Source organism: Cellulomonas persica (assembly GCF_007989825.1).
In the GTDB taxonomy this organism is placed as follows: domain Bacteria; phylum Actinomycetota; class Actinomycetes; order Actinomycetales; family Cellulomonadaceae; genus Cellulomonas; species Cellulomonas persica.
This window is the reverse complement of record NZ_BJUA01000001.1, coordinates 44024-56729: the sequence shown is the minus strand read 5'-3', so window position 1 is coordinate 56729 and position 12706 is coordinate 44024. Positions and strand designations below refer to the sequence as shown.

The following is a 12706-nucleotide window of genomic DNA, read 5'->3' as shown; positions in this document are numbered from 1 at the left end:
CGGACCTGACCTCATGGTCGGGGCCGCGCGCGGTCGCGTCGGCGCCTTCTCGTCACGGCCCGTGCGTCACGGCCTGTGCGTCACGGCCTGTGCGGTGAGGCCGTGCGTCGACGCCCGTGTGTCAGGGTCGTGGGTCAGGTGATCGTCGAGCCCGAACGCACGAGCTTCTTGCCGAGGAAGAACAGGCTGCGCGTCGACCCGGTCCAGAAGCTCGCGCCCGTGTTCTTCGTGATCGTCGAGCTCGTGATCGTCAGCGTCCCGGTGCGGTCGTTGCTCACGTAGAACACGCCCGGACCGCCCTCGGGGGCGACGTTGCGCTGGATCGTCGTGCGCTCGACCGTCACGTCCTGGTGGGTGCCGTCGAAGTAGACCGCGCCACCGTTGCCGCCCTGCCCGGCGTTCGCGCCGGAGCCGGTGGCGGTGTTGTCGACGAGCGTCGAGTCGCGCAGCAGGAGCGAGGCGTGCAGCGCCGAGACCGCGCCGCCGTTCGCGCAGCTGTTGCGCTCGAACGTGGTGCGCACGATCCGTGCCGTCGTGACCTGGCCGGTGACGCGGATCGCGCCGCCGCCCGCGTCGGAGTGCTTCGTCATGCACCGGTTGTCGCGCAGCTGCGAGTCCTGCACGGTGAGCCGACCGCCGCGCATCGCGATCGCGCCGCCGCCACCCCCGCCGCCGACCGACTCGAACCGCACCGGCCCCTTCGTCGCGTTGCCGTTCTTCAGCACGATGTTCCGGAACGTCACGTGCGGCGTGGTCTGCGTGTTGCAGTGCGCGTCGAGCCAGCCGAGCGCCTTCTCGCACGTGTTGGCGTAGAAGATCCCGCGCTTGCCGGCGCCGGACAGGATCACCTTGCCGCCGCCGTCGATGACGACCGCCGCGACCACGCGCGCCGTCGGGTCCTCCCACGGGTGGCGGCACGTCGTGGTGTTGCACGTGTAGAGCGTGCGGTCGAGCGAGATCGCGACCTTCTTCGGCCCGCAGCGGAACTTGATCGTCCCGCCCGAGCGCACGGCCTTCGCGAGCGCGGTCGGCGTGCACGACCTCGCGGTGCCGTTGCCGACGTACTTCACGGTCGCGGCCGTGACGGGCCCGCCGGCGGCGGTCACGAGCGACGAGGTCGTCGACGAGCCGGCCGACGTCTCGGCGGCCGGTGCGGCGGCGGGGACGGCGACGGGCGCGGCGGAGGCGGGCGCGACGACGAGGCCGGTGACCCCGAGGGCGAGTGCGGCCACGGCGGCGAGGCGCGCGCGGATCCGGGTGGTGGAACGGGTCGGCATGCGCAGAAGGTAGCCGCCTGTCGCATGCGGGCGACACCGACCGAGGTCAGGCGCCTGCGGGTGAGCGCGACACCGGGCGGATCGGCGCGGCACGGCACAATGGCGCCCATGACCAACCCCGCTCCCGTCGTCGAGGCTGCCCCGGCCGAGGCCGTTCTCCCGGACGGTGCCCTGTGACGCCCCGCGACCGCCACGCCGCCGACGCGCGTGCCGCGCAGCGTGCGGCCGCCGCGCGCGCCGAGGCCGACGAGGTCTACCGCGAGATCCTGCAGCGCACGCCCGAGCACGAGATCAACCCGTCGAACCGGCGCGTGCGGGAGGTCTGCGAGCTGCTCGGCGACCCGCAGCGCGCCTACCGTGTCGTGCACCTGACGGGCACCAACGGCAAGACGTCGACGAGCCGCATGGTCGAGCGCCTGCTGCGCGAGCACGGCCTGCGCACCGGCCGGTTCACGAGCCCGCACCTGACGCGCGTCAACGAGCGCATCGCGGTCGACGGCGAGCCGATCGACGACGAGACGTTCGTCGCGACGTACCGCGACGTGCTGCCGTACATCGAGATGGTCGACGCGCGCTCGGCCGAGCGGGGCGAGCCCCGGCTCTCGTTCTTCGAGGTCTTCGTCGTCATGGCGTTCGCCGCGTTCGCGGACGCGCCGGTCGACGTCGCGGTCGTCGAGGTCGGCATGGGCGGCTCGTGGGACGCGACGAACGTCGCGGATGGCGACGTCGCGGTCATCACGCCCGTGGGCACCGACCACCAGCAGTGGCTCGGCGACTCGGTGCTCGACATCGCGGCGGTCAAGGCGGGCATCGTGAAGCAGGGCGCGACGCTCGTGCTCGCGGAGCAGACCGAGGACGTCGAGTCGGTGATCCTGCAGGTCGCGGCGGAGCAGGGCGCGCGCGTCGTGCGCGAGGGCGTCGAGATCTCGGTGGTGGACCGCCAGGTCGCGGTCGGCGGGCAGGTGCTCACGCTGCGCGGGCTCGGCGGGGTGTACGCCGAGATCTTCCTGCCGTTGCACGGGGCCTTCCAGGCGCACAACGCGCTGCTCGCGCTCGTCGCGGTCGAGGCGCTCCTGACCGGGGGCGCAGCGCTCGACGGCGACGTCGTCGGCGCGGCGTTCGCGGACGTGAGCTCGCCGGGGCGCCTCGAGCCCGTGCGCTCGAGCCCGACGGTCCTGGTCGACGGGGCGCACAACCCGGCGGGCGCGACCGCGCTCGTGGCCTCGCTCGACGAGGCGTTCGGGTTCCAGCGGCTCGTGGGCGTCGTCGGCGTCATGGCCGACAAGGACCCCGAGGGGATCCTGTCGGTGCTCGAGCCCGTGCTCGACGAGATCGTCGTCACCCAGTCCGGCACGCCGCGCGCGCTGCCTGCCGACGAGCTCGGCGAGATCGCGGTCGACGTGTTCGGCGAGGACCGTGTGCACGTCGTCGAACGTCTCGACGAGGCGCTCACGCTCGCGGTCGACCGTGCGGAGCAGGAGGTCGAGCGCGGGGCCGGAGTGCTCGTGACGGGGTCGATCCTGCTCGTCGCGGAGGCGCGCGTCCTGCTCGGGCGCCCCTGACCGTCGTCGTCGTGCGTCCGGGCGGACCGGGGCGTGCACGACGAGTCGTGCACAAACGTGCACTCCCCATGCACGCCCGCCACTTGCCGCGATGCGACCGCACCGCGAAGGTGAGGACGACAGCGGGGGCGTGGCGACACCGGGCCCGGCGTGGTGCCCGGAGAGGGGATGGCGGGTGTGAAGAAGCTCATCAACGATCCGGCTGACGTGGTCTCCGAGACCCTCGACGGGTTCGGCGCAGCGCACGCCGACGTCGTGGCGGTCCACCACGACCCCGACTACGTGACCCGGGCGGGTGGCGCGACCACCGGCAAGGTCGGCCTCGTCAGCGGCGGCGGGAGCGGGCACGAGCCGCTGCACGCCGGGTTCGTCGGCGTCGGCATGCTGGACGCGGCCGTGCCGGGCGCGGTGTTCACGAGCCCGACGCCGGACCAGATCTTCCCGGCGTACCAGGCCGCCGACGGCGGCGCGGGCGTGCTCGCGATCGTCAAGAACTACACCGGCGACGTGCTGAACTTCGAGACCGCGGGCGAGCTCGCCGAGGCCGAGGACCTCACGGTGCGCACGGTCGTCGTGAACGACGACGTCGCGGTCGAGGACTCGCTCTACACGGCCGGGCGCCGCGGCGTCGCGGGCACGGTCGCCGTCGAGAAGATCGCGGGGGCCGCAGCCGAGCGCGGGGACGACCTGGACGCCGTCGAGGCGGTCGCGAAGAAGGTCGTCGCGAACGTGCGGTCGATGGGTGTCGCGCTCACGGCGTGCACCGTGCCGCACGCGGGCAAGCCGTCGTTCGACCTGCCCGAGGACGAGATCGAGATCGGCATCGGCATCCACGGCGAGCCCGGGCGCAGGCGCATCCCGCTCGCGGGCGCGGACGAGATCACCGAGCTCCTCCTGACGCCGGTCGCGGACGACCTGGGGCTGAGCAGCGGCGAGGACGTGCTGCTGTTCGTCAACGGCATGGGCGGCACGCCCGCCTCCGAGCTGTACATCGTCTACCGCCAGGCTCGCTCCCTGCTCGAGGCCCGGGGCGTGCGCGTGACGCGCTCGCTCGTCGGGAACTACGTGACGTCGCTCGAGATGCAGGGGGCGTCGGTCACGGTGCTGCGGCTCGACGACGAGCTCACCACGTTGTGGGACGCTCCGGTCCACACCACCGCCCTGCGCTGGTGATGCCCGCGGCGTGGGCGAGGATGGGCGCGAGCAGGGGATGACGAGGGAGGTGGCATGACGCTGGACGTGGCGTGGGCCGTGGACTGGGTGCGTGCGAGCGCCGCGACGGTGGTCGAGCACCGTGACGAGCTGGTCGAGCTCGACCGGCAGATCGGTGACGGTGACCACGGCGAGAACCTCAAGCGGGGGTTCACGGCGGTGCTGGCCAAGCTCGACGCCCTCGAGGCACCGCCCGCCACGATCGGCGACGTGCTCAAGCTCGTCGCGACCACGCTCATGTCGACGGTCGGCGGCGCTGCCGGCCCGCTCTACGGCACGGCCTACCTGCGGGCCGCGAAGGCGTGCGGCAGCAGCTCCGTCGACTCCGCGGGTGTCGTCGCACTGCTCGAGGCGGGCCTCGAGGGGATCGTCGCGCGCGGCAAGGCGACCACGGGGGAGAAGACCATGGTCGACGCGTGGTCACCGGCGGCCGAGGCCGCGGCGAAGGCGTCCGCCGACGGCGCGCAGCCGGCGCAGGTGCTCGAGGCAGCCGCGGTGGCCGCGGCCGCGGGCGCGGAGGCGACCGTGCCGCTCGTGGCGACCAAGGGACGTGCGAGCTACCTCGGCGAGCGGTCGGCCGGGCATCTCGACCCCGGGGCGCGCTCGTCGCAGCTCATCCTCGAGGCCGCGGTCGCCGCCGCGGACCGCGCGGCATGACCGGCACCGTGGACGACGTGCGCGAGCCGGCCGCCGTCGCCCTGGTCCTGGTCTCGCACTCGCGCGAGCTGGCCGCGGGCGCGGCCGAGCTCGCGGGCCAGATGGCGCCGGGCGTGCTGATCGTCGCCGCGGGCGGCATGGCCGACGGCGGGCTCGGCACGGACTACGAGCACATCGAGCAGGCGATCGAGCGCGCGGCATCGGACGGTCGCTCGGTCGTCGTGCTCACCGACCTCGGCTCGGCGGTGCTCACGACCGAGGCCGTGCTCGAGGCCGTGGCGCCCGAGCTCGCGCAGCGCGTGCGTCTCGCGGACGCGCCGTTCGTCGAGGGTGGCGTGGCCGCGGCCGTCACCGCGCACGGGGGAGCGGGTCTCGACGAGGTGGCCGCGTCCGCGGAGCACGCGGCGGCGTCGTTCGGCCCGGGTGCCTCCGCCGCCGTCGGCGCACCGGAGGTCGCACCGGGTGAGGCGACCGACGACGGGGTCGTGCGCGCCTCGCGCACGCTGCTCAACCCGCTGGGGCTGCACGCGCGGCCCGCGGCCGTCGTCGCGCGCATGCTCGCGGGCTACGACGCGACCGTGGCGGTCAACGGCGTCAACGCCGCGAGCGTGCTCGAGCTCATGAAGCTCGGCGCGACGCAGGGCGCCCAGCTGCAGATCGAGGCGAGCGGCACGCAGGCGCGCGAGGCCGTCGCCGCGCTCACCGACGCGATCGACGCGGGGTTCGGCGAGATCTAGGGCGGGCAGGGCTGAGAACGGCGCGATGGCGCCGTGGCTCGGCGCGCGCCGAGCCGCGTGACGGTGTGACGCACGTCGCCGATATTGCGTCGAATGCAAAGTTGCACTCGATGTAACGTTCTCACGTGATCGCTCCCGGACGCCCCGACGCGACGACCTCGTCGTCCCTCGAGGCCCTCGCGCTCGCGCTCGAGACGAGCGGCGACGTCGGGCTGCGCGAGCGCAAGAAGCGCGCGCGACGCGAGTCGCTCATCGACGCGACGCAGCGGCTGGTCGAGCGCGACGGCATCGACTCCGTGACCGTCGAGGCGATCTGCGAGGCCGCGGGCGTCTCGACGCGCACGTTCTTCAACTACTTCGAGTCGAAGGACGACGCGCTGCTCGGGCACGTCCCCTGGCCGGTCTCGCCCGTCGCGGCGGCGCGGTTCGTCGAGGGCGGACCGAGCGGCGACCTGCTCGTCGACCTCGAGGAGCTGCTCGCCACGGTCATCGAGCAGCAGCCGGCGGGCCACGAGCGGTTCCGCCGGGCCATCGCGCTCGTCGCGCACGAACCGCGGCTGCTCGCACGCCACATGGCCTGGTTCGAGTCGCACCGCAGCGAGATCCACCAGCTCGTCGAGCAACGGCTCGGTCCCGCGCCGTCGGTCGACCCCGAGACGGTCGCCTCGATCGCGATGCTCCTCGTACACGCCACCGCGCAGCGCTGGGAGAGCACCGGGGCGGACTCCGACCCGCGCGCTCACCTGGCCGCGGTCGTCGCCGAGGTGCGCGCGCTGTTCGCCGGCGACCTGCGCTGAGCGCCGCACGCACCCGCACCACCCCAGCACCACCCCTGACGTCTCGCACCACCCCGAAGCTCCCGGGCCGCCGCGCGGTCCGGGCCGCACGATCGAACGAGGTACCCATGGCCCTGGCCCCCACCGCCGAGCAGGCGAGCGACAAGCCGCTCGTCGTGCTCACACCCCGCACCGTCTGGCTGATCTTCGGTGCCCTGATGGCGAGCATGTTCCTGTCCTCGCTCGACCAGTCGATCGTCGGGACCGCGATGCCGACGATCGTCGGCGAGCTCGACGGCGTCGCGCACCAGGGGTGGGTCGTGACCGCCTACATCCTGGCGATCGCGATCGTCATGCCCCTGTACGGCAAGTTCGGCGACGTCTGGGGCCGGCGCTGGCCGTTCCTCGTCGCGATCGGCCTGTTCACGGTCGCGTCGGCGGGTGCGGGCTTCGCGCAGTCGTTCGGCGAGCTCGTCGCGTGGCGCGGCGTGCAGGGCCTCGGCGGCGGCGGGCTCATGATCCTGTCGCAGGCGATCATCGCCGACATCGTCCCCGCACGGGACCGCGGCAAGTACATGGGTCCGATGGGTGCGCTGTTCGGCATCGCCGCGGTGATCGGCCCGCTGCTCGGCGGCCTGTTCACGCAGCACGCCGACTGGCGCTGGTGCTTCTGGATCAACATCCCGATCGGCGTCGCGGCGTTCGTCACCGCGTGGGTCACGCTCAAGCTCCCGTCCCACCGCTCCGAGAAGCCGATCGACGTGTGGGGCATCGTCTTCATGGTCGTCGCGACGTCGGGTCTCGTGCTCGCGAGCACGTGGACGTCGTTCTCGGGCAACAGCGGCTACGAGTGGTCCGACCCGTGGCTGATCGCCCTCGTGCTCGTCACCGTCGCCGCGATCGCCGCGTTCATCGCGGTCGAGCGCGTCGTGCAGGACCCGATCCTGCCGCTGCGGCTGTTCCGGAACCCGACGTTCACGATCGCGACGCTCATCGGGTTCATCCTCGGCGCGGGCATGTTCGCCGCGCTCGCGTTCCTGCCGACGTTCCTGCAGATGTCGACCGGGGTCGGCGTGACCCAGTCCGGCTTCCTCATGCTGCCGATGATGGTCGGCGTCATGCTGACCGCGATCGGCTCGGGTGTCGCCATCACCAAGACCGGGCGCTACAAGATCTACCCCGTCGCGGGCCTGATCATCACCGCGCTCGGCCTGGCCTGGCTCACGCGCATCACGGGGGACATGTCGCTCGTCCTGTTCGGCGCGATGATCTTCGTGCTCGGTGCGGGCATGGGCCTGGTGATGCAGACGATCGTGCTGGCGGTGCAGAACGCGGTCGACCCGCACGAGCTCGGCACGGCGACGAGCGCCAACAACTTCTTCCGGGAGATCGGTGCGGCGGTCGGCACGGCGATCTTCTCGACGATCTTCACCACCGCGCTGTTCACCAAGCTCACCGAGGTCTTCGCGGACGCCCCGCAGGGTCCCGGCGGCGGCGCCGAGAGCATCACGCCCGAGGTCGTCCAGGGCCTCCCGGAGCCCTACAAGTCCGGTGTGATCGACGCGTTCGCGAGCACGCTGGCGCCGTCGTTCTGGTACTTCGTGCCGCTCGTGCTCATCGGCCTCGTGCTCGCGCTGTTCCTCAAGGAGGTCAAGCTCTCCGACGTCGCCGGCATGGTGGCGCGCGGTGAGGCCGTGGCCGCCGACGGGTCCGGGGTCGAGGACGCCTCGCCGCTGGTCGTCGACGAGCTCACCGGGTCCGTCCCGGCGGGCGTCGGCGGGCGGGCGGACGACTCCCCGGCCGCAGGTAGCCTGGAACGGTGACGTCCTCCGCGCCGGCCGTACGCCGCAAGCGCCCCGCGAAGCCGCAGTTCACCCAGACGATCCTCGTGCTGGAGGCGTTCTGCGTGCTGTTCGCGACGCTCGTGGCGTACGGCCTGCGCGTCGCCTCGACGGGCGCCGTGTGGGCCGTCGGCGGGGGGCTCGCGCTCCTGCTCGTCGTCGCGGCGGGGCTCGTCGGCCGACGCGGCGGCTACGCCGTGGGGTGGGTGCTGCAGGGCTGGCTCGTGGCCGCCGCGCTCGTGCTGCCCGCGGTCGCGCGGGACATCGCGGTGCTGGTCGCGGTCGTGTTCGTCAGCCTGTGGGTCGCCGCGCTGCGCATCGGCGGACGCATCGACCGGGAGCGTGCCGAGTACGACGCGGCGCACCCGGCCGGCGTCTGACACGACCGACGGCAGGCACGTCCCGGGCCGCGGGACCCGTCACGCCAGGTGGCGTGATCCGGTCGGGTCACACCCGGCCGGATCGTGCGCAACCGGCACGACGGCCCGTGCCGCGACACTAGGGTGGGCGCCATGTCTGACGTCCAGCGCACCCTCGTCCTCGTCAAGCCCGACGGCGTTGCCCGCGGCAACGTCGGGGAGGTCCTGCGCCGCATCGAGGCCAAGGGCTACACGCTCGTCGCGCTCGAGCTGCGCCAGGCCGACGAGGCGCTCCTCGCCGAGCACTACGCGGAGCACGCGGGCAAGCCGTTCGTGCGGCCGCTGATCGAGTTCATGAGCTCCGGCCCGCTGGTCGCGGCCGTGGTCGAGGGCCAGCGCGTCGTCGAGGGCTTCCGCTCGCTCGCGGGTGCGACCGACCCGACGACCGCCGCGCCGGGCACGATCCGCGGCGACCTGGCGCGTGACTGGGGCGCCCAGGTCATCGAGAACGTCGTGCACGGCTCGGACTCCCCGCAGTCCGCCGCGCGCGAGATCGCGCTGTGGTTCCCGGCGCTCTGACGCCTCGCGCCGCGGCCCGCGGGACGCTCCGCGGCACGCCTCCTGCCGGGCACGCCGGGGACGCCGTCTGAACCCGACGCTTCGGGCACGTCCCCGGGTCGAGGCCCTGGTCGACCTACACTCGCGACCGTGCACCTCAAGACGCTGACCCTGCGCGGGTTCAAGTCGTTCGCCTCGGCGACGACGTTGAGCTTCGAGCCGGGCGTCACGTGCGTCGTCGGGCCGAACGGCTCCGGCAAGTCGAACGTGGTCGACGCGCTCGCGTGGGTCATGGGGGAGCAGGGCGCCAAGTCGCTGCGCGGCGGCAAGATGGAGGACGTCATCTTCGCGGGCACCGCGGGGCGTCCGCCGCTCGGCCGCGCCGAGGTGTCGCTGACGATCGACAACACCGACGGCGCGCTGCCGATCGAGTACACCGAGGTCACGATCTCGCGGACCCTGTTCCGCAACGGCGGCTCGGAGTACGCGATCAACGGGCAGGGCTGCAGGCTGCTCGACATCCAGGACCTGCTGTCGGACTCCGGCCTGGGCCGCGAGATGCACGTGATCGTCGGCCAGGGTCAGCTCGACGCCGTGCTACGGGCCACGCCCGAGGAGCGCCGCGGCTTCATCGAGGAGGCCGCGGGCGTCCTCAAGCACCGCAAGCGCAAGGACAAGGCGCTGCGCAAGCTCGACGCGATGCAGGCCAACCTCACGCGCCTGAACGACCTGACCGCGGAGATCCGCCGCCAGCTCGGGCCGCTCGGTCGCCAGGCGGAGGTCGCGCGCAAGGCCGCGGTCGTGCAGTCCGACCTGCGCGACGCGCGTGCCCGGCTGCTGGCCGACGACCTCGCGCAGCTGCGCTCACAGCTCGAGCAGGAGGTCGCCGACGAGACCGCGCTCAACGACCAGCGCGCGCAGGTGGAGGCGACGCTCGGCGCGACCCGCGCACGGCTCGCGACGCTCGAGCGCGAGGCTGCCGAGGCGGCTCCCGCGCTCAGCGAGATCAGCGAGGTCTGGTACCGGCTGTCCTCGCTGCGTGAGCGGCTGCGAGGGACCGCGTCGCTCGCCGCCGACCGCGTGCGGCTGCTGGGGACGTCGACGCCCGACCGCGGCGACGGGCGCGACCCGGACGACCTCGCCGCGCAGGCCGAGCGCGTGCGTCAGGCCGAGGCCGAGCTCGCCTCCGAGGTCGACCTCGCCCGCGCGGCGCTCGAGGCCGCGGTCGCTGCGCGCCAGGAGGTCGAGCAGGCGGCATCCGCCGCCGAGAAGGAGCTCGCGACCGCGCTGCGCGGTGCGGCCGACCGGCGCGAGGGCGTCGCCCGCCTCGCCGGACAGGTGGCGGCGCGCCGCAGCCGCGTCGAGGCGACGCAGGCCGAGATCGGACGACTGCGCGAGTCGCTCGTGGCCGCCGAGCGCCGCGGCGCCGAGGCGACCGCGCAGTTCGCGGCGCTCGAGTCGCAGGTCGCCGGTGCGGAGGAGGGCGAGGAAGGGCTCGACGCCGCGCACGAGTCGGCCGTCGAGGCGCTCGAGGCCGTCACCGCCCGGCTCGTCGAGCTGACGGACGCGCTCGCCGCCGCCGAGCGCGAGAAGTCCTCGCTCACGTCGCGTGCCGAGACGCTCGAGCTGAGCCTGACGCGCAAGGACGGTGCGGGCGCGCTGCTCGCTGCGGACGGCCTGTCGGGCACGATCGGCTCGGTCGCCGCCCTCCTGGCGGTCGACCCGCGCGACGAGGACGCGATCGTCGCGGCACTCGGGGCGAGCGCGGACGCGGTCGCGGTGGAGTCGGTCGACGCGGCCGTCGACGCGATCCGCTGGCTGCGGACCGAGGACGCAGGCCGCGCCAGCCTCGTGGTCGGTGGGCCGGCGCCGCGGACCGACGCGCGACCCGAGGTGCCTGCGGGCGCCGACCTGGCGACCGACCTCGTCGAGGCCCCCGAGAACGTGCGCGCGACCGTGGCCGCGCTGCTGGCCGACGTGGTCGTCGTCGACGATCTCGCGGCGGCCCGCGCGGTGCTCGCCCAGGCCCCGGACCTCGTCGTCGCGACGCGCACAGGTGACGTGCTGTCCCGCACGCACGCCTCGGGCGGCTCGGCCGCCGCACCGAGCGCGCTGCACCTGCAGGCCGCGCTCGACCAGGCGCGCCAGGGCGCGCAGGAGGCGACCGCCGAGGCCGAGCGGCTGCGGTTCGAGGTGGCGCGAGCGACCCAGGAGAAGGACGGGGCGCGTGCGGCCTACGAGGCCACGCTCGAGCGGCTCAACGAGTCCGACGCGCAGCTCGCGGCCGTCGCCGAGCAGCTCGGGAACCTCGGCTCGACCGCTCGCGCGGCGCGGGCCGAGGCCGAGCGTGTGCAGGCCTCGCTCGACGCGGCGTCGCGCCAGCTCGAGGACGACACGGCTCAGCTCGCCGAGCTCACCGAGCGGCTCGCGGCCGCCGAGGTCGAGCCCGTCGAGAGCGAGGCGCAGATCGCCGAGGGCACCCAGCGCCGCGACACGCTGCTCGAGTCCGCGACGAGCGCACGCCAGCGCGAGACCGAGGCGCGCCTGACGCTGCGCACGGTCGAGGAGCGCGCCCGGGCGCTGTCGGGGCGAGCGGAGTCGCTCGAGCGCGCCGCGGCCTCCGAGCGGGCCGCGCGCGAGCGTGCCGCCGAGCGCGAACGGGCCCGCGCGCGGCAGGCCGCGGTCGCACGCGCGGTGCAGGACGGCGCGACGCACGCGCTCGCGCTGCTCGACGGCTCGCTGCGCCGCGCCTCCGACGAGCGCGAGCACGCCGAGGCCGCGCGTGCGGCGCGCGACGAGGCCATCACGGGGCTGCGTGTGCAGGCCGAGCAGCAGGCGGCCGAGCTCGCGCGCCTGACGGACGTCGCGCACCGCGACGAGGTCGCGCGCACGCAGCAGCGGCTGCGCATCGAGCAGCTCGAGGCGCGCTCGGTCGAGGAGCTCGGGCTCGACCCGGCCGTGCTGCTCGAGGAGTTCGGGCCGCACCAGGACGTGCCCGTCGTCGTGCCGCCCGGGACCGAGCCCGACCCCGACGCGCCGACGCACGTGCCGTACGTGCGCGAGCAGCAGGAGAAGCGCCTGCGAGCCGCCGAGCGCGCGCTGTCGCTGCTCGGGCGCGTGAACCCGCTCGCGCTCGAGGAGTTCGCCGCGCTCGAGGAGCGGCACAAGTTCCTCGTCGACCAGCTCGCGGACCTCAAGAAGTCCCGGACGGACCTGCTCGAGATCGTCAAGGAGATCGACGAGCGCGTCGAGCAGGTGTTCGCCGACGCGTACCGCGACACCGCGGCGGCGTTCGACAGCGTCTTCCCGCGGCTGTTCCCGGGCGGGGAGGGCCGGCTCGTGCTGACCGACCCCGACGACATGCTGACGACCGGCATCGACGTCGAGGCACGCCCGGCGGGCAAGAAGGTCAAGCGGCTGTCGCTGCTGTCCGGCGGTGAGCGCTCGCTGACGGCGGTCGCGATGCTCGTCGCGATCTTCAAGGCGCGGCCCAGCCCGTTCTACGTCATGGACGAGGTCGAGGCGGCGCTCGACGACGCGAACCTGGGACGGCTCCTGGAGATCTTCCGCGAGCTGCAGGAGGACTCCCAGCTCATCGTCGTGACGCACCAGAAGCGCACGATGGAGATCGCCGACGCGCTGTACGGCGTGACCATGCGGGGTGACGGTGTGACCACCGTCGTGAGCCAGCGCATGCGCGAGACCGCCTGAGCCGACCGGTCGCCGC

Annotated in this window: 10 protein-coding genes; 9 read left to right on the top strand and 1 reads right to left on the bottom strand. The window is 73.9% G+C overall.

Features of this window, described 5'->3' with window-relative positions:
- Positions 1-134: 134 nt before the first annotated feature.
- On the bottom strand, positions 135-1277 hold the full coding sequence (locus tag CPE01_RS00265) for a right-handed parallel beta-helix repeat-containing protein (protein ID WP_146804646.1): 1143 nt from the start codon (positions 1275-1277) through the stop codon (positions 135-137).
- Between the two features lie 173 nt (positions 1278-1450).
- On the opposite strand from CPE01_RS00265, the gene CPE01_RS00260 reads away from it, so the two are divergent.
- From CPE01_RS00260 to smc, 9 genes are all read left to right on the top strand, one after another.
- Positions 1451-2839: a bifunctional folylpolyglutamate synthase/dihydrofolate synthase gene (locus CPE01_RS00260; RefSeq protein ID WP_146804645.1), complete on the top strand. Its 1389-nt coding sequence runs from the start codon at positions 1451-1453 to the stop codon at positions 2837-2839.
- Positions 2840-3016: 177 nt separating this feature from the next.
- Complete coding sequence (dhaK, locus tag CPE01_RS00255; RefSeq protein ID WP_146804917.1) at positions 3017-4012, top strand: dihydroxyacetone kinase subunit DhaK; 996 nt, start codon at positions 3017-3019, stop codon at positions 4010-4012.
- Between the two features lie 54 nt (positions 4013-4066).
- Complete coding sequence (dhaL, locus tag CPE01_RS00250) at positions 4067-4708, top strand: dihydroxyacetone kinase subunit DhaL (protein ID WP_146804644.1); 642 nt, start codon at positions 4067-4069, stop codon at positions 4706-4708.
- Complete coding sequence (gene dhaM / locus CPE01_RS00245) at positions 4705-5445, top strand: dihydroxyacetone kinase phosphoryl donor subunit DhaM (RefSeq protein ID WP_146804643.1); 741 nt, start codon at positions 4705-4707, stop codon at positions 5443-5445. The genes dhaL and dhaM overlap by 4 nt, the downstream gene beginning before the upstream one ends.
- A 125-nt stretch (positions 5446-5570) precedes the next feature.
- Positions 5571-6242 carry a TetR/AcrR family transcriptional regulator gene (locus CPE01_RS00240; protein WP_146804642.1) on the top strand — a complete coding sequence of 224 codons (672 nt, stop codon included), beginning with the start codon at positions 5571-5573 and terminating at the stop codon, positions 6240-6242.
- Positions 6243-6349: 107 nt separating this feature from the next.
- Positions 6350-8044, top strand: a complete 1695-nt coding sequence (locus CPE01_RS00235; RefSeq protein ID WP_146804641.1) for an MDR family MFS transporter — start codon at positions 6350-6352, stop codon at positions 8042-8044.
- Positions 8041-8442 (top strand): DUF4233 domain-containing protein, encoded by a 402-nt coding sequence (locus tag CPE01_RS00230; protein ID WP_146804640.1) that lies wholly within the window; start codon positions 8041-8043, stop codon positions 8440-8442. The genes CPE01_RS00235 and CPE01_RS00230 overlap by 4 nt, the downstream gene beginning before the upstream one ends.
- A 132-nt stretch (positions 8443-8574) precedes the next feature.
- Positions 8575-9000, top strand: a complete 426-nt coding sequence (ndk, locus tag CPE01_RS00225; RefSeq protein WP_146804639.1) for a nucleoside-diphosphate kinase — start codon at positions 8575-8577, stop codon at positions 8998-9000.
- A 129-nt stretch (positions 9001-9129) separates the two neighbouring features.
- Positions 9130-12690 (top strand): chromosome segregation protein SMC, encoded by a 3561-nt coding sequence (smc, locus tag CPE01_RS00220; protein WP_146804638.1) that lies wholly within the window; start codon positions 9130-9132, stop codon positions 12688-12690.
- Positions 12691-12706 lie beyond the last annotated feature (16 nt).

Excerpts from the sequence above, each read along its gene's own strand:
- CPE01_RS00265 (WP_146804646.1), bottom strand. The coding sequence starts at position 1,277 with ATGCCGACCCGTTCCACCACCCGGATCCGCGCGCGCCTCGCCGCCGTG.
- dhaL (WP_146804644.1), top strand. The coding sequence starts at position 4,067 with ATGACGCTGGACGTGGCGTGGGCCGTGGACTGGGTGCGTGCGAGCGCC.
- dhaM (WP_146804643.1), top strand. The coding sequence starts at position 4,705 with ATGACCGGCACCGTGGACGACGTGCGCGAGCCGGCCGCCGTCGCCCTG.
- CPE01_RS00235 (WP_146804641.1), top strand. The coding sequence starts at position 6,350 with ATGGCCCTGGCCCCCACCGCCGAGCAGGCGAGCGACAAGCCGCTCGTC.
- ndk (WP_146804639.1), top strand. The coding sequence starts at position 8,575 with ATGTCTGACGTCCAGCGCACCCTCGTCCTCGTCAAGCCCGACGGCGTT.